20 protein-coding genes are annotated in these 16,113 nt (G+C 47.7%); all 20 read left to right on the forward strand.

Features of this window, described 5'->3' with window-relative positions:
- Positions 1-75 precede the first annotated feature (75 nt).
- The gene (locus tag QUA53_RS27025) at positions 76-462 is read left to right on the forward strand and encodes a hypothetical protein (RefSeq protein WP_333100832.1); all 387 of its coding nucleotides are present in this window, start codon (positions 76-78) and stop codon (positions 460-462) included.
- 114 nt (positions 463-576) lie between these two features.
- Positions 577-1,074, forward strand: a complete 498-nt coding sequence (locus QUA53_RS27030) for a cupin domain-containing protein (RefSeq protein ID WP_333100833.1) — start codon at positions 577-579, stop codon at positions 1,072-1,074.
- On the forward strand, positions 1,061-2,617 hold the full coding sequence (locus QUA53_RS27035) for a GMC family oxidoreductase N-terminal domain-containing protein (RefSeq protein ID WP_333100834.1): 1,557 nt from the start codon (positions 1,061-1,063) through the stop codon (positions 2,615-2,617). Before QUA53_RS27030 ends, QUA53_RS27035 begins: the two co-directional genes overlap by 14 nt.
- Before the next feature lie 141 nt (positions 2,618-2,758).
- Entirely contained in the window at positions 2,759-3,595 is an 837-nt protein-coding gene (locus QUA53_RS27040) for an alpha/beta hydrolase (protein WP_333100835.1), read from the forward strand.
- Between the two features lie 169 nt (positions 3,596-3,764).
- Positions 3,765-4,391, forward strand: coding sequence for an MOSC domain-containing protein (locus QUA53_RS27045; RefSeq protein ID WP_333100837.1), 627 nt, complete (start codon positions 3,765-3,767; stop codon positions 4,389-4,391).
- A gap of 104 nt (positions 4,392-4,495) precedes the next feature.
- Positions 4,496-4,987, forward strand: a complete 492-nt coding sequence (locus QUA53_RS27050; RefSeq protein ID WP_333100838.1) for a cupin domain-containing protein — start codon at positions 4,496-4,498, stop codon at positions 4,985-4,987.
- 140 nt (positions 4,988-5,127) lie between these two features.
- Positions 5,128-5,484, forward strand: coding sequence for a DM13 domain-containing protein (locus tag QUA53_RS27055; protein WP_333100839.1), 357 nt, complete (start codon positions 5,128-5,130; stop codon positions 5,482-5,484).
- A 114-nt stretch (positions 5,485-5,598) separates the two neighbouring features.
- The gene (locus tag QUA53_RS27060; protein WP_333100840.1) at positions 5,599-6,177 is read left to right on the forward strand and encodes a DUF981 domain-containing protein; all 579 of its coding nucleotides are present in this window, start codon (positions 5,599-5,601) and stop codon (positions 6,175-6,177) included.
- A 213-nt stretch (positions 6,178-6,390) separates the two neighbouring features.
- A complete protein-coding gene (locus tag QUA53_RS27065) occupies positions 6,391-7,260 on the forward strand; it encodes an alpha/beta hydrolase (RefSeq protein ID WP_333100841.1) in 870 nt (289 codons plus the stop codon).
- A gap of 46 nt (positions 7,261-7,306) precedes the next feature.
- A complete protein-coding gene (locus QUA53_RS27070) occupies positions 7,307-8,017 on the forward strand; it encodes a dienelactone hydrolase family protein (RefSeq protein ID WP_333100842.1) in 711 nt (236 codons plus the stop codon).
- A gap of 77 nt (positions 8,018-8,094) precedes the next feature.
- Positions 8,095-8,658: a flavodoxin domain-containing protein gene (locus QUA53_RS27075; RefSeq protein WP_333100843.1), complete on the forward strand. Its 564-nt coding sequence runs from the start codon at positions 8,095-8,097 to the stop codon at positions 8,656-8,658.
- Between the two features lie 320 nt (positions 8,659-8,978).
- Positions 8,979-10,286: a glycosyltransferase gene (locus tag QUA53_RS27080; protein ID WP_333100845.1), complete on the forward strand. Its 1,308-nt coding sequence runs from the start codon at positions 8,979-8,981 to the stop codon at positions 10,284-10,286.
- Positions 10,287-10,526: 240 nt separating this feature from the next.
- Complete coding sequence (locus QUA53_RS27085; protein WP_333100847.1) at positions 10,527-11,342, forward strand: alpha/beta hydrolase; 816 nt, start codon at positions 10,527-10,529, stop codon at positions 11,340-11,342.
- A 45-nt stretch (positions 11,343-11,387) separates the two neighbouring features.
- A complete protein-coding gene (locus tag QUA53_RS27090) occupies positions 11,388-12,773 on the forward strand; it encodes a mercuric reductase (protein WP_333100849.1) in 1,386 nt (461 codons plus the stop codon).
- A gap of 32 nt (positions 12,774-12,805) precedes the next feature.
- Positions 12,806-13,555: an SDR family oxidoreductase gene (locus QUA53_RS27095; protein WP_333100851.1), complete on the forward strand. Its 750-nt coding sequence runs from the start codon at positions 12,806-12,808 to the stop codon at positions 13,553-13,555.
- Between the two features lie 293 nt (positions 13,556-13,848).
- Positions 13,849-13,959: a Tn3 family transposase gene (locus QUA53_RS29390; protein ID WP_445304991.1), complete on the forward strand. Its 111-nt coding sequence runs from the start codon at positions 13,849-13,851 to the stop codon at positions 13,957-13,959.
- 602 nt (positions 13,960-14,561) lie between these two features.
- Positions 14,562-14,714 carry a hypothetical protein gene (locus tag QUA53_RS27100; RefSeq protein WP_333249224.1) on the forward strand — a complete coding sequence of 51 codons (153 nt, stop codon included), beginning with the start codon at positions 14,562-14,564 and terminating at the stop codon, positions 14,712-14,714.
- Positions 14,715-14,911: 197 nt separating this feature from the next.
- On the forward strand, positions 14,912-15,094 hold the full coding sequence (locus tag QUA53_RS27105; RefSeq protein ID WP_333100853.1) for a hypothetical protein: 183 nt from the start codon (positions 14,912-14,914) through the stop codon (positions 15,092-15,094).
- A gap of 83 nt (positions 15,095-15,177) precedes the next feature.
- On the forward strand, positions 15,178-15,327 hold the full coding sequence (locus QUA53_RS27110) for a hypothetical protein (protein ID WP_333249227.1): 150 nt from the start codon (positions 15,178-15,180) through the stop codon (positions 15,325-15,327).
- A gap of 236 nt (positions 15,328-15,563) precedes the next feature.
- A complete protein-coding gene (locus QUA53_RS27115) occupies positions 15,564-15,965 on the forward strand; it encodes a plasmid mobilization protein (protein WP_333100856.1) in 402 nt (133 codons plus the stop codon).
- Positions 15,966-16,113: the final 148 nt, after the last annotated feature.

The following is a 16,113-nucleotide window of genomic DNA, read 5'->3' on the forward strand; positions in this document are numbered from 1 at the left end:
CGCGTCATTTGTTTTCTCACCGGATGGTCTTGGATTTTACATTCTTTATCTCTATCACATCTTTAAAAAAATGGTATGAGCTACCTCCCGTTGGTTGCCCCACCCGGTGAACCCAGCTTCCTTGCGACACCCGATGCGTTCACTTGGGTTGAATCGAACAAAAGCGCAAGCCAAGGAAGATGGGAGAATCGAATCTCCTTTGAATCGATTGAACACTGTCTCTATTACGAACCGGTTCCTCACCTTGAGGCGATCTTTCCCACCCCGCTATGCCTGATTACGGGCGAGAAGGACTTTCTTTCACCTGCCGACTTAACCGCCGATGTCCATGCGCGGGCGATGGAGCCGAAATCTCTCACAATCTTGAAGGGCGGACACTTTGACGGCTTCCAGGGAGAGGGCTTCAAGATTGCAAGTACAACTGCCTTGAGATGGTTTGAGAAATATTTGAAGCCGGGATGACAGAACTCGACCTACGCTCCGGCGATCGCACCTTTGCAGCGATTGACCGCTCTGATTAGTACAGCTATTAAACCTCAACTTTATACCTATCCAAAACGAGAAAGGAGCAATCTCATGTCACAATCACTCTGGTTGTTTGGTTCTCGCCTCACTATCGTTGCCGACTACACAACTACCGCAGGTCAGTACGATCTGATCGAAGAATACTCGCTTCCTGGCTCACAGACACCCCTTCATCGCTACACGGGCTATTGCCAACTCCTATATGTACTCGAAGAGGAGTTCACGGTATGGGCTGGTGAGAACAAGGTCGTGCTGAGTGGTGGTGACAACATCATGATTCCTGTTGGCACACCACAGATGGTCGCCGTGTTCAGCGATAAGCCAGCACGCGGGTTAGTCGTCAATGCGCCAAGCGGGCCGGCTCGGCTGATTAAAGCAATGGGGATGCGGGATGAGACAGAAACACTGGACATGGCCCTGCTTGCGCGCATTCCGCCTAGATGGGCGATGAAACCCTTGGTCCGCCTGGAACCTTACCCTCCACTGCTACAAGAACATAGCACATCTATTCCACGCAACAGAGGAAAAGAATTTTATGACTCACTATGACTACATTGTGATTGGTGCCGGCTCGGCAGGATGCGTTGTCGCCAACCGTCTGACAGAAGACAGTGACACAACGGTGTTACTTCTGGAAGCGGGCAACCCGGATACAAAACCAGAGATTCACATCCCGGCCCAATGCCTTAGTCTACTAGGCTCAGAGGTGGACTGGGCATATTTCTCGGAACCCGAACCCTACCTGAATAACCGCAAAATCTTTTGTCCCCGTGGCAAAGTTCTGGGGGGCAGCAGTTCGATTAATATCATGATTTATATGCGGGGCAATTCTCACGATTATGACCACTGGCAGTCATTGGGGAATCCCGGTTGGAGTTACCACGATGTTTTGCCATACTTCAAGAAATCCGAGCACCAGCAGAGAGGCGCGTCCGAATTTCACGGGGTCGATGGAGAGTTGAGTGTCACGGATCTGATTGCGCCTGCTGTGGTATCCCAACGCTTTGTAGACGCAGCGGTGACACTCGGATATGACCACAATCCTGATGTCAATGGGATGCAGCAGGAAGGAGCAGGACTCTATCAGTTGACCATCAAGGATGGTAAGCGACACAGTGCTGCTGCTGCCTTTCTTGTCCCCATTCTCGATCGTCCCAATTTGACTGTAACAACAGGAGCGTCGGTAACTCGATTGTTGTTTGAGGGTACCCGCACCGTTGGGGTGGAATATCTGCATGAGGGTACGCTGCACCAGGTTCGGGTCGAGCGGGAAGTGATTTTAAGTGCTGGCGCGTTCGATTCGCCCAAGCTGCTGATGCTTTCCGGCATTGGGGATGCAGAACACCTGAAAGTCTTGGGAATTCCGGTAGTGGCTGATTTGCCTGGAGTCGGTCAAAACCTCCAAGACCACCCTGTCGTGTCTGTGACACACGAGGCAACTCAGGATTTACACACGGCAAGCACCAGTAGTATCGGTGAAGCTGGCCTGTTTTTGCATACCGAAGGGAATCTGGATGCTGCGCCAGATTTACAGTTTCTTTTCGGTCCCACTGTGTTGGTACCGCCTGGTTATGCCCACTCGGGTTTAGGATTCACAAGTTTCGTTTGTTTGACTCATCCCCAAAACCTTGGCAGTGTCAGTTTGCGTTCCCCCGACCCCAAAGACGCACCGATGATTCAAATGAACTTTCTCCAAAGTGAAGCTGATGTGCAAAAGCTCGTTGTCGGGATTAAATTACTCCGTAACTTGTTCGGTGCAAGTGCTTTGGATGAGTTTCGCGGTAAGGAAATCGCTCCGGGTTCTGATAAGCAGAGTGATGCAGCACTCGTTGCTTACGTCCGGGAAACTTGCAGTACAGTGTGGCATCCGGTGGGCACTTGCAAAATGGGCACTGACCCAATGGCAGTTGTAGACCCCGAACTACGAGTACATGGGGTTGAGGGGTTGCGTGTTGTGGATGCCTCCATCATGCCAACAATTACCACAGGTAATACGAACGCACCGACGATCATGATTGGTGAGAAGGCAGCCGATTTAATCAAAGCTGCAGGTTGCGTTTCACAGCAAACACTTTCAGCGATCTCAAATTAAGTCGCTTGCGTGTAAACAAAGGCTTCTGACAGTATGGCCTGTAGAAAAGTGAATTTTTGTCTAACGTTGACACCATGAGCGCCTTCTTTATCTGAGCCGGCAGCTTGAAATAACAAACCAATTCATAAAAAGGAGACTCTAATGCCTTACGTTACCGTTGGTAAAGAAAACTCTGCAAGCATCGAGATTTACTACGAAGATTTCGGAGCCGGTCAACCCGTTCTGCTAATCCACGGGTTTCCTCTGAACGGTCATTCCTGGGAGAAACAAGTGGCGGTTTTGCTGGAAGCGGGTTATCGGGTCATAACTTACGATCGCAGAGGCTTCGGCAACTCCAGCCAGCCGTCATTTGGCTATGACTACGACACCTTCGCTGCGGATTTGAACACGCTCATGACAGAACTTGACCTGCGCGATACCGTGCTAGTTGGCTTCTCGATGGGAACTGGCGAAGTGACTCGCTATCTCGGCAAGTACGGCTCAGATCGCGTCAGTAAAGCTGTGTTAATGGCTCCGGTGCCACCCTTCTTGGTGAAGACAGATAATAACCCGGATGGGGTTCCTCAAAGCGTTTTCGACGGAATTATGAAGAGAATTGTAGAAGATCGTCCAGCCTATCTGTCCGCATTTTTCAAAGAATTCTTCAACGTGGATGTGCTTCTCGGCGATCGCATTAGTAACGAAGCCATCCAGATGAGCTGGAATGTCGCGGCAGGGGCTTCCGTCAAGGGGACTCTGGACTGTGTGCCATCCTGGCTGACCGACTTCCGCGATGATCTGCCGCGCATTGATGTGCCAACCCTGATCATTCATGGGGATGCCGATCGAATCCTGCCATTTGAGTCCACCGCAAAGAGACTGCCACAGCTCATTAAAAACAGTCGCCTTGTAGTGATACAGGGTGGTCCCCATGCCATCAATTGGACTCATGCCGATCAGGTGAATCCTGTGCTGTTGGACTTTCTTAAAGGAAATTGAGCGATATTCCAAAGTCCGCACAAAATCAATAGACTTTTTGCAAAAATCGGAAACAAGAAACAAAAGCTAATTAAACCGAACATTTGCAATAAATCTAATCTTATCTGTTGCGAACGAAGGGAGATATAGACTGCTGCGATCTATGCCATCCAAAACTTGGGAGCTGAAGATGAAACTAATCTCTGTCAACATAGGACTTCCACGTGAAGTCACCTGGAAAGGGAAAACAATTACAACTGGAATTTTCAAAGAGCCAGTCAGCGAACGGGTGATGGTGCAATCGCTTAATTTAAAAGGCGATCGGCAAGCGGATCTAATTGTTCATGGAGGATTAGACAAAGCAGTCTATGTCTATCCGTTCGAGCATTACGATGCCTGGCGAAGTGAATTACCTCACCCAAAGCTACCGCTAGGCATCTTTGGTGAAAATTTCACGACAACTGGACTAAAAGAAACAGAAGTAAATATTGGTGATCGTTTTCGTATTGGCGATGTTCACCTAATGGTCACACAACCTCGCCTACCCTGCTACAAACTGGGGATTCGGTTTGGGCGACCGGATATGGTTAAACAATTTCTCGCAAGTCGTCGAACCGGATTTTACTTCCGTGTTTTGCAAGAGGGCGAAGTGGGAGCCGGAGACACTCTAGAGTTAGTGAGCCAGGATAACAACAATATCACGGTTGCCGATATCACTCAACTTTATGTTCGCGAGGAAGACGATCCAGAGTTACTTCACCGCGCTGCTCAACTTGAAGCCTTACCCAAAAGTTGGCGTGACTATTTCCAGCGATAGCGTGTCTTCATCTAAATTGACCGCGCGATCGAGATTGGCACAAAACTGTACACCATCACTAACACTAATTTGCCCATAAACAGCTTGTTTACTTGGAGACAACAATGACAATCAACCAAAACGGACTTTTCGTTGAATCAGGTCAAGGTCATTCTTACTACTTTGGCCAAGACCTTTATACCTTCAAAGCAATTGGTGAAGAGACAGGTGAAGCTTACGCACTTTGTGAGGTTGTGGTTGCACCTGGTGGCGGTACTCCTCCCCATCGACACAGCCGAGAAAATGAATCATTCTATGTGCAAGACGGAGAGATTGAATTTCAGCTTGATGATCGCACCCTTATTGCAACAGCCGGAACCTTCCTCCATTCACCTAAAGGTCAGCTTCATCGATTTACCAATACCACCTCTGTACCTGCCAAACTGTTGGTTTGGGTGACACCCGCAGGATTTGAGAAATTTATTGCCGAAGTGGGAAAGGCGGTGAATGGTCACATTACATCTGCCCCACCATTGAGTTCTGAAGACTTAGATAAAATCCTCAGCACAGCACCTAAGTACGGCATCGAAATTATTCCCCCGCCTCCTGAGCAATGACAACACGAGGACTCACCGTAAAACTTCGAGGACTGACGTAAAGCAACGAGTTTAGTTGTGAAAAATCGGTAAAAAGGTCTACTGACGACCGGAAAGACGTTGAGTTTAAGCACTATGAGATAACTGGAGAATTTTCAACTATGAACTTATCTGGCACTTTTATTTCTGGCGAACATCCTACCGAAGGAACAGTTCACATTGTAGTAGAGTCCGAGCAACGATTCGTCGAGTTGCAGCCAGACTTCAAAACTTCCCATCTTGGTCCTGACTTACGAGTGGTTCTCCATCGCCTTGAAGATGTTATTGGTTCTACCACTCCGCCAGATTTTCCGATTAAAGAGCAAGAGCTTTTCCTGCTTGACGGCTTACAAAGCTTTACTGGAAAGCAACGTTACCTCATCCCATCCTGGATAAATTTAGCAAATTATCCGTCAGTTGCTATTTGGTGTTATGCGTTCAACGCTACTTTCGGCGCTGCCAAACTTAATGGTCAATAACAGAGGAATCAAGAGGAATCAAAATGCTACACAAATACAGCCTCAATACGACAGGCATTTTCGCTTCAATTTTTTTCTAAGTCTTGATAAAAACGAACATTTCCAGGAGGTCTAATGTTTATCGATTACGTTACACTCATGCTCATTAATCTGGCCGCTGGACTCGCTCTGCTAGCTGGCTATGTGTATTTTGGCCTTGGTAGTTCAAATCAGAGACGCTGGATTCCAGGCTTTGGTGTAGTGGGCGCGATCGCTTTAGTCACTGGCCTACACATGACTTTTACCTGGCCCATTATTGGCAGTTTCAATATTGCGTTTGGTGAAACAACTGTCCTGTTTGGCATTCTCTTTGTAGCAACTTCACTAACTTTGGCAATGGGTTGGGAGCTAATTACTCTGGGCGTTTATGGATTCTTTGCAGGACTTGTATCGCTTCTAATTGGCTTTCGCTTCATCAACCTGGGGCTCACACCGGTTGCTGTGCCAGCAGGAATTGGGTTCATTATAGTTGGCTTAGGAGGAATTTTTTCTGCACCCACCCTCTCTCTCAAAGAGAACCGACTTTTGCGAACTATTGGAGGAAGTTTGTTAATTGTGGCAACCCTCATCTTTGCATTTATTGGATTAGCTACCTACTGGGCACATCTTGCTAACTTCTCGACATGGAAGCCCTTGACAATGCAGTCGCCGTAAAACTACCAGAGTATGCTTTCTTAAAGTCAATTTATCTTCCCTGCTCCATCAAATACTTGGAAGGGAAGATGTAAAATTCTAGTCAAAATTTTGATAGGACTCGGGCTACTACCACGACAAAAGCCAATCTTTGTTTGCTCCGACTGATGCTCAAAATGCTGGCAATGAATTAGATATCAAATCGGTTCTATAAACCTTACAAGGAGTAATCTCATGACTGCATTTCGCACAGTTTCGATCGATGGTTTAGATATCTTTTATCGAGAAGCTGGTTCCCGTGATAATCCAACTATTCTGCTGTTGCACGGGTTCCCAACCTCATCTCATATGTTCCGCAATCTGATGCCTGCACTTGCCGATCGCTTTCATCTGGTTGCCCCTGATTATCCGGGCTATGGCAACAGTTCGATGCCAACCGTCAATGAGTTTGATTACACATTTGATCGCCTCGCCGAGATCGTGGAGAAATTCATTACCGCGATCGATCTCAAGAAGTACAGCCTTTACTTGATGGATTACGGTGCTCCCATTGGGTATCGGATTGCAACTAAATATCCAGAGCGAGTCGAAGCGCTTATTGTCCAAAACGGGAATGCCTACGAGGAAGGTCTCAGCGAATTTTGGGAGGCGAACAGGGCGTACTGGCAAGACCGCTCTCCTGAGAATGCTGATCAACTCAGATTTCTTGTCACCCTGGAAGGAACGAAGTGGCAATACACCAACGGTGTTCGCAACCCTGAGGCGATCAGCCCGGATACCTGGACGATGGATCAACATTTCCTCGATCGCCCTGGAAATGATGAGATTCAACTGGCATTGTTTTACAACTACCAGTCCAATCTGCTGCTGTATCCGCAATGGCAAGCCTACTTTCGTCAATATCAGCCACCCACGCTGGTGGTGTGGGGCAAAAACGACCAGGGCTTTATCGTGGAAGGAGCTTATGCCTACAAACGCGACTTGCAGGACCTTGAGTTTCATCTACTAGATACCGGGCACTTTGCGCTGGAAGAAGACGGAGATGCGATCGCAAACTACATACGTCAATTTCTCACATCACGGCTGCAACCCGTTCCTGCGTAACCAAATTTTGATTTCCAACCTCCATTCATTAGTTAACAAGGACGCCATGACAACTCAAACTTCAACCAATGTAACTATTTCAGCCTTGTCCGGGGGCAGTTTTAACGCCTATTTAGCAGCACCCAGTATTCAGCCTCGTGCAGGAATTGTGCTGACTCAAGAAGTGCTTGGGGTCAATGATAATATGCGACAGACTGCCGATGATTATGCTAAGGCAGGCTATTTGGTGATCGTGCCAGATTTATATTGGCGACAGGATCCCGGTGTGCAACTTGATCCTGAGAATGAGAAACATTGGGCTAAAGCCATTGAGCTATTCGAAGCCTTTGATATAGATAGCGGCGTAGAAGACCTAAAGGCAACCCTGTCTTTTCTGCGGCAGTATCCTAGCCGCACAGGCAAGGTCGGCAGTGTGGGCTTTTGTATGGGTGGCAAATTGGCATATTTCATGGCAACACGTACTGATGCGGATGCCAACGTCAGTTACTACGGTGTTGACATTGACAAGAATTTAGCGGAGGCAACAAAGATTCAGAAACCGCTGATATTGCATATGAGTGGAAATGACGAGTATGTATCCCCAAGCGCTCAAGCAACCATTCAGCAAGAACTGAAAGACAACCCCCTGGTAACAATCTATCGTTACGAAGGAGTAAGCCACGGGTTTAGTCGCGTGGGTAGTTCCGCCTATCGCAAAGAAGCCGCAGAATTAGCAGGGGATCGCACGCTGGCATTTTTAGAACAGCATCTAGGGTAGCAGGACTTAAATGCGATTTGATTGCACAGACAGGTATCAACTTCAACTATCAACTTCAACAAGTGTGAGGCAATAAGGTGACAAAGGTTTTAATTGTTTACGCAACAGATTACGGCAATACCAAGAAGATGGCAGAAGCGGTGGCTTCTGGTGTGACATCAGTTCTAGGTACTGAAGTGGAGGTAAAGTTTGCTGAGGATGTGACTGGAGATGATGTAATCGCTAGTGATGCTGTCATTGTTGGTTCCCCTGTCCACATGGGAAGTCCAGATTGGCGCGTGAAAAAATTTATCGATCAGGTTTGTGGACCTCTTTGGATTAAAGATAGCCTCATTGGGAAGGTGGGCGCTGTCTTTGCGACTGGTGGCGGTTACGGCAATACAGGGGGTGGCGCTGAACTAACCATGCTGGCGCTGTTAAATAATTTTGCTGAACTGGGAATGGTGATGGTACCTTTACCCAAAATCACACCAGGATATCCTCTTGGCGGTCTGCAATGGGGTCCCTATGGGCGCTCAGCGGGAGAACATATGGAACAGACAGGCGTTACTGAACCAAGGCTGGAAGCTGCCAAGCATCATGGCGCGAATGTAGCACGAGTGGCTGCTGCCTTAGCAGGCAAAGAATTGTTTGCCAAGTAAAAAACTTAGGACTTACGCAACTATCAGATGCGATCGCTTGCCAAAACTAGACCAAGGACATTGCGAGAGCAGGGCGTTTAAGTTTTTCAATCAAATAATTGGAAAGCAATTCGTGTTTAAGTTGATAAACAGTTTGATAGGTTTTATAGAACCTATTTGGGTTCTATTCATTCCCTAGCATGAGTAAGCATCAATCGGATGAAATACAAACTGAGCTTTGTATTAGCAGGCTTAGAGTTCTCTCAAATTTTTTGACCGAATTCCGGAGGGCGTTCCATCCAACCAAGTTTCTTCAAAGTTGATATCTTCTTGCTTAACTTATGACTCATTTTGCCATTATCTGTCCAGCAGTAACGGGTCACCTCCACCCGATGTTCGCATTAGGTCGTGAACTGCAACGGCGAGGTCATCGCGTTACTTTTATCGGCGTTCTCGATGCCCAAGCTACGACACTAGCTGCGGGATTGGAATTTCGGGCGATCGCAGAATCTGAGTATCCTTTGGGGGCGATGCCAAAATTGAATGCACAATTGGGGGAACTGAGCGGACTTCCTGCATTGCGCTACGCCTTCAGTGATTTCCAACAGTGGAATGCTGCGTTACTTAGGGATGCCCCAGGAGCGATCCGTGAGGCTGGTGTAGAAGCATTACTGGTGGATCAAGTGATACCAGTGAGAGAGACTCTTGCAGAATTTCTGGACATTCCATTGATTGAGGTATGCAATGCCTTGATACTTAATCCAGACGACACCATCCCGCCTTTTTTTACAACCTGGAGCTATAATCCAGCAGCGTGGGCGCGTCTACGCAATCTAGCAGCTTACCTTCTGTTTAGTAGCATCGCAAGACCAATCGAGAAGGTAAATGAAGAGTATCGCCGACAGTGGAAGTTACCTCTGCACTCTAGTAGCAATGAGCGATTTTCCCCACTGGCGGCTATCTGTCAACAGCCAGTTGAGTTTGAATTCCCGCGCAAAACATTGCCCGATTACTTCCATTTCACGGGACCGTACCATGACTCAACCGGGCGAGTATCTGTCGATTTCCCCTATGAAAAGTTGACCGGGCAACCGCTGATTTACGCTTCTATGGGAACCATACAAAATCGCCTGATGGAAGTTTTTCACACTATTGCCTCTGCATGTGTTGGGTTAGATGCCCAGTTGGTAATTTCTCTGGGGGGTTCTGGTAGCTCCGAATCCTTGCAAGGGCTGCCCGGAAATCCCTTGGTTGTCGGTTATGCACCTCAACTGGAACTGCTCAAAAAAGCAACGCTCACCATCACCCATGCAGGCATGAATACCACTCTAGAATGCCTCACCAACGGGGTGCCAATGGTGGCAATTCCTATTACCCATGACCAGCCTGGAGTTGCAGCGCGTATCGCTTGGACGGGGGCAGGAGAATTAGTTCCCTTATCCCAATTGAGTGTCCCTAAGCTGCGAGGCGCTATACAACAGGTGCTGACCCAAGAGTCTTACAAAAAGAATGCAACTAGGCTACAAGAAGCCATTCGCCGAGCAGGTGGGGTTAGTGGGGCTACTGATATTATCGAACACGCTGTATCCACAGGGAAGCCTGTCTTGGCTCAAGAGGGTATTTTTCCAACACAAAACAGCCGAAAATAACTTTTTTGTTGAACCGTTTCCGTTCACGTAATTGAAAACTGGTATGAAGTGCAAATAGATTTGTACATTCCGGTAGATCACGAGTTCATTATCGAACAGCTCAAACCGTCATTAAGAACCAACCCGCATAATCAACTTCCTGTCAATACGTAAGTTCTACAGTTTTTAAGTTAATCATGCGGACAACAAAGACCGTTTTAGGGATTTCAGCAATCCAGTAGGAATACAGAGGCGATCGCAATGATGGTTTTTACATGGAAAAAAGTTCAAAGATTTTTGCTGTTGCTACTCGCATTTAGTGTTGTCGTTGGGGTATCAATCCATCCAGCATCAGCCACGTTCAAAGAATTAGCCCAATCGTCCGGCTCTAAACCTTCGATCGTTCTGGTTCATGGTACCAATGCCGACGCTACATCATGGCAACACGTCATTCCGCTTTTGCAACAGGATGGTTATATAGTGACCGCTGTGCAAAATCCGCTTACTTCTCTACCAGATGACATTGCCACAACCAAGCGGGTGATTGATGCCCAGCAGGGACCCGTTGTTGTGGTCGGGCACTCCTACGGTGGAAATGTGATTACAGGTGCGGCGGCTGGCAACCCGCAAGTAAAAGCATTGGTTTATATCAATGGTTTTGCACCAGAGCCAGGCGAAACGATTAGCCAGTTAAGTGGCAGATACGCCCCCCCTCCACTTAGCAAAGCACTTGTAGCTGATACAGCAGGCTTCCTCTACATTGATCGTGAGAAGTTTCACGAGGTCTTTGCTAAAGACGTATCGACGGTCGAGGCGCGGGTGATGGCAGTGACGCAAAAGCCGGCTGCCAAAGTGGTTTTTGACCAATCAGTGGACAGCGCAGCTTGGCAGACAATTCCCTCATGGTACCTCGTGGGTCAGGAAGACCAGGCAATTAACCCTGAGCTTGAGCGATTCATGGCAAAGCGAATCGGTGCTAAAACAACTGAGATCAAAGCAAGTCATGTGCCCTTCATCTCTCATCCAAGAGAGGTTGCCAATCTAATTATTGAAGCAGCAAGCTCTGCTGTGAAGTAATCCCAATCGCCGAATGAAATAAGGTCAAACGCAAAGGAGATGGAAATGGACACCCAATACGACGACATTATTATCGGTGGCGGTAAAGCGGGTAAAACACTGGCACCGGCATTAGTCGCGGGCGGACGCAAAACCGCTGTAGTGGAACGCAGCTTAAACATGATTGGTGGCTCGTGCCCTAATATTGCCTGCATTCCCAGCAAAACGATGGTCGCAAGTGCAGAAGTGGCAAATACTGTGCGAAACAGTGCGGCCTATGGCATCAAGACGACGCTGCCAACAGTTGATATGCCGACAGTGATTCAGCGCAAACGATCGGTCGTGCAGTCCCTTCGACCAATAAATCTTAACAACCTGCACACCGCTTTGGGGGACGATCTGATCATTGGCACCGCTCGCTTTGTGGCACCTAAAACAATTGAAGTTGCAACAGATGAGGGTACTACTCGGTTACTCACAGCAGAACGATTGTTTATCAATACAGGCACGCGACCGTTGATTCCATCCGTGCCGGGACTCAAAGAAGCTGGGTTTTTGACGAGTGAGTCGATCATGGAATTGGAACTGTTGCCAAAACACCTGATCGTTCTCGGTAGTGGCTACATTGGGCTGGAGTTTGCCCAAATGTTCCGGCGCTTTGGCTCTGGCGTCACTGTCATTGGGCAGAGTGAGCAAATCCTGTCACAGCAAGACCCAGATATTGCGATTGCGGTGCAAACGCTACTAGAACGAGATGGCATTGAATTCTTGCTGAAGGCGAGGGTGTTAAGGGTCGAGCGCTCTGGCAATGCAACTAAACTTCAAATTCAAGTCGCCGATCGTCCAATGGGACTTCAAGGCTCGCATTTGCTCGTTGCCGTTGGTCGTACACCAAACTCCGACAGCTTAAATCTAGCTGCTGCTGGTGTAGCAACCGATGCACGCGGATTTATTCCAGTCAATGATCGCCTAGAAACGAACATACCGAGGATTTGGGCGTTAGGCGATATCAATGGGGGACCGCAATATACCCATGTGGCGCTTGATGATTATCGGATTGTGAAAGCGAATCTGATTGATGGGGGCAACCGCAGCACGCGCGATCGCCTCGTTCCTTCCTGTCTGTTCATCGATCCAGAACTGGCTCATGTGGGTCTGACTGAAACCGAAGCACAGCAACAAGGGTATGCCATCCGAGTGGCTAAGCTGGATGCCTCAGACATTATGCGAGCCGTAACAGAGGGTCAAACCGATGGACTGATGAAGGCAATCATCGATACCCAGACAAGTCGGATTCTTGGTTGTTCACTCTTGTGTCGTGAAGCGGGTGAAGTGATTTCGACGGTGCAGATGGTGATGCAGGCTCAGATGCCCTACACCGTTCTGCGCGATGGAGTTTTAGCTCATCCCACGATGACTGAAGGATTAAATATGCTGTTTTCAAAACTGTAAGCCACAAGTACAATACCACGGGACTAATAATCATGAAAAAACTAGAAGGAAAAGTCGCTCTTGTCACCGGCGGCACCAGCGGCATCGGTCTTGCCACTGCTAAGCGCTTTGTCACCGAAGGTGCCTATGTCTTCATCACGGGTCGTCGCCAAACTGAACTTGATGCTGCCGTGAAAGAGATTGGTGAAAACGTCATGGGTATTCAGAGCGATGCCTCCAATCTGGCAGACCTCGATCGCCTGTTCGCCACGATTGAGCAAAAGCAAGGACACCTTGATGTGATCTTCGCCAATGCTGGCGGTGGGGAACTCGCCCCACTTGGATCGATCACCGAAGAACACTTTGACAAAACGTTCAACACTAACGTCAAAGGTCTGTTGTTCACCGTGCAGAAAGCACTGCCTCTATTGCCCCTGGGCGCTTCCATCATTCTGAACGCCTCTCAGACTACTACGGTAGGTACCCCAGCTTTCAGTGTTTACAGCGCTACCAAAGCTGCCGTGCGTTCGTTTGCCCGTAATTGGATTCTCGATCTCAAAGAACGCAAAATTCGGGTTAACGCCATTAGTCCTGGCGTGGTTCCTACTCCTGGTTACGATCACTTAGGACTCAGTGGTGAGCAGGTGCAGGAATTCATAGACAGCCAAGCCAGCGTTATCCCCCTGGGAAGAGTAGGGACGCCCGATGAGATTGCCAAAGCTGTAGTCTTTCTCGCTTGTGACGACAGCAGCTTTGTTAACGGCATCGAGCTGTTTGTCGATGGCGGTATGGCACAGATTTAAAGCGCCTTCAAAGTGGCCAGTAATCTTCCAAGTGGGCTATGTATCGTCCACTTTGGACTCAACTCAAAGCACTCAATGAGGGAGAAATAAACCAGAGTAAAGCGCCTCTTGTAGGTTGGAACAAGCTCATAGAAACGCTTGAAATGCTATTATTTTACGCTACCACACTATGAACAACCCCGATAAATATTCAGCATACTGCTTACCCGCAGTTCAAACCTTATTGATATGGAATAAGGAACGACTCGCGAGTGGCTACTGAAGCCCAAATGCCTCAATAAGAGCGGTAAGGTATGGGACAGGCACGGCGAACTATTTTTTTGTGGGAATGTATCAGCGATCGCTCTTTACGCCTAGAGATTGCTGCTTGTCTTAATCAGGTGGAGAATTATAACCGCCATTAATAGGTGGGAGTCGAGCGACTGCTGTAAACCGAGTCAGGGGGTAAATTTTTATCCGACTGTCAAGCTTTATGAGACAACAACAGTTTAGCCGATTGCAAAGCGCGAGTCCGACAACAGCAATTTACGCGACTGTCAAGGCTGACATAACGGCGGCTACGCTGCCAATTTTTTCGCACTTCTGAAATTTGATTTTTAATTCAACTTCCCAAGCCACAACTTGACTATTAAATCAATTCAGTTTTTGTTAAAAACGCTAAAAAATAGCTAATGTTGGGGAGCGTTAAAATCAGGGATTTGCAGTATAAAGTCAGGCGTTTGCAGTATAAAATCAGTGAGATTACAGGCATTTGCAGGGACTGAACTTTACCTGCAAATGCCTGACTTTATACTGCAAATCCCTGACTTTTTCGGTCAAATTGCTGCTTTTTTGTGCTGTTCGTGTCTTGACCTGTTGAGGCTGATTATAGTTGTTCTTTCTCGGTAGCAAGCAATGTTTTTGCGATCGCAAACCTGACTTTTACGTACACAAACAAAAACGATGCACCCTTATGAATGGGGAATCTTAGGTATGAAGGCGCTTGATTTTTACCCGATATTCGACTGTGCCGATTGCTCACATTGCTCCTGCTGTTGTGGCGGCTTTTGTGGAGGTGATCGACGCCGGAAAAGTCACAACAGCCGATGTTGTGGCAGTTGTCGGCGAGGCAGAACTTGCCCGGTTCAAGCGGAGTGCCGATCGTTGCCCCGTTTTTTGATTTCTTCGTACTGACACGGAATCAACCAGGCGATCGGGTTGATGTGAAAGCTCGATCGCCCGCCAGCAGACTTATCTGTTCGCGACTCGCACCGTCAATCGAAGCCGCCACCAAAAAAATTAGCTAATTTTTGTGTGCCCTAAAGTCAGGCAAGTGCCGTATAAAACCAGGCATTTGCTGTACAAAAGAGCGTGAGAATGCAGGCTTTTGCAGGGACTGCACTCTACCTGTATTTACCCGAAAATATCCTGCTTGCTGCCTGCAATTTTATGCCAAATTACTGCTTTTTTGTGCAGGGACTGCCTTTGCTTGTTGAGGCTGCTTTGGGCTGTTCTTTCTCGGTAGCAAGCAATGTTTTTGCGATCGCAAACCCTGACTAATTCGTGTTGACAAAAAATAATGCACCCTTATGAATGGGGCATCATAGGTGTTAAGGCGCTTGATTTTTACCGGATATTCGACTGTGCCGATTGCACGAACATTGCTCCTGCTGTTGTGGCGGCTTTTGTGGCAGCACAGGCATCAATTGCCGCAAGTGTCCCGTTGCACTTGGGTAGCGATCGATCGCATTGCTCGCTCTCTTGTTAACCAGCAGCCATCGCTCTCTTGCTAACCAGCCCTCACCATCAGACGTTTAATCGTCTGACCGCGTGCGATCGCCTCACTCGCTATAATTTATACAAACAAATTAAATTAAATTAAATTAAAGTTGGGTAGGCGTCAGTCTCTACTTTGATAAACCCTCTAATAGCCCTCTCCAATTGGAGGGGATAAAATCACCTGATTAGCGGTTTTTAATTACAGCGGTTAACTTGTATCTTGGCAAGAGGTTTTTACTGATTAAAAACTATGAAAACTTTACCGTCCGTCAAACCTAGAGAGCTGCTATCCAACCATATTCACATTCGCCTGACTGACTCTGACTACAATCAAATTAAAGCAAGAGCAGAACAAGTCAATTTGAGCATGAGCGACTTCATGCGCCGTGCAGCTTTGAGGAGAGCCATGCCGCGCCCTCTAGCTGCATTTGACTTAAAAGCCTATCAAGTTTTATGCAAGATTGATGTCCAATTGAGAATTGCCGGAAACAACCTCAATCAGATTGCTAAAGCTTGCAATAGTGCTGTGGCATTGGGAGAACCAGTTGTTGTCAATACAGGACTCTTAGAAAGCGTACAGCAACTGATTCGAGAAAACGGGGGTGCAATTAAAGCTATGGTTGCAAACCTTGCCAAATCTACAGTACGCTAATTATTAACAAGCCTGGGCTTTACCGCCTGAGCAATCGATTCTGTGCAACTGACGGCTTTTCGGTTATGATCGGCAAACAAATCAAAGGTACAGGCTTTCGGGGCTGTTTGAACTACGTGCTAGGTAAAAAAGACGCCACTCTAATTGG

The sequence above is a fragment of the Microcoleus sp. Pol12B3 genome (assembly GCF_036701355.1).
In the GTDB taxonomy this organism is placed as follows: Bacteria; Cyanobacteriota; Cyanobacteriia; order Cyanobacteriales; family Microcoleaceae; genus Microcoleus.

Excerpts from the sequence above, each read along its gene's own strand:
- QUA53_RS27025 (WP_333100832.1), top strand. The coding sequence starts at position 76 with ATGAGCTACCTCCCGTTGGTTGCCCCACCCGGTGAACCCAGCTTCCTT.
- QUA53_RS27030 (WP_333100833.1), top strand. The coding sequence starts at position 577 with ATGTCACAATCACTCTGGTTGTTTGGTTCTCGCCTCACTATCGTTGCC.
- QUA53_RS27035 (WP_333100834.1), top strand. The coding sequence starts at position 1,061 with ATGACTCACTATGACTACATTGTGATTGGTGCCGGCTCGGCAGGATGC.
- QUA53_RS27040 (WP_333100835.1), top strand. The coding sequence starts at position 2,759 with ATGCCTTACGTTACCGTTGGTAAAGAAAACTCTGCAAGCATCGAGATT.
- QUA53_RS27045 (WP_333100837.1), top strand. The coding sequence starts at position 3,765 with ATGAAACTAATCTCTGTCAACATAGGACTTCCACGTGAAGTCACCTGG.
- QUA53_RS27050 (WP_333100838.1), top strand. The coding sequence starts at position 4,496 with ATGACAATCAACCAAAACGGACTTTTCGTTGAATCAGGTCAAGGTCAT.
- QUA53_RS27055 (WP_333100839.1), top strand. The coding sequence starts at position 5,128 with ATGAACTTATCTGGCACTTTTATTTCTGGCGAACATCCTACCGAAGGA.
- QUA53_RS27060 (WP_333100840.1), top strand. The coding sequence starts at position 5,599 with ATGTTTATCGATTACGTTACACTCATGCTCATTAATCTGGCCGCTGGA.
- QUA53_RS27065 (WP_333100841.1), top strand. The coding sequence starts at position 6,391 with ATGACTGCATTTCGCACAGTTTCGATCGATGGTTTAGATATCTTTTAT.
- QUA53_RS27070 (WP_333100842.1), top strand. The coding sequence starts at position 7,307 with ATGACAACTCAAACTTCAACCAATGTAACTATTTCAGCCTTGTCCGGG.
- QUA53_RS27080 (WP_333100845.1), top strand. The coding sequence starts at position 8,979 with ATGACTCATTTTGCCATTATCTGTCCAGCAGTAACGGGTCACCTCCAC.
- QUA53_RS27085 (WP_333100847.1), top strand. The coding sequence starts at position 10,527 with ATGATGGTTTTTACATGGAAAAAAGTTCAAAGATTTTTGCTGTTGCTA.
- QUA53_RS27090 (WP_333100849.1), top strand. The coding sequence starts at position 11,388 with ATGGACACCCAATACGACGACATTATTATCGGTGGCGGTAAAGCGGGT.
- QUA53_RS27095 (WP_333100851.1), top strand. The coding sequence starts at position 12,806 with ATGAAAAAACTAGAAGGAAAAGTCGCTCTTGTCACCGGCGGCACCAGC.
- QUA53_RS29390 (WP_445304991.1), top strand. The coding sequence starts at position 13,849 with ATGGGACAGGCACGGCGAACTATTTTTTTGTGGGAATGTATCAGCGAT.
- QUA53_RS27105 (WP_333100853.1), top strand. The coding sequence starts at position 14,912 with ATGCAGGCTTTTGCAGGGACTGCACTCTACCTGTATTTACCCGAAAAT.
- QUA53_RS27115 (WP_333100856.1), top strand. The coding sequence starts at position 15,564 with ATGAAAACTTTACCGTCCGTCAAACCTAGAGAGCTGCTATCCAACCAT.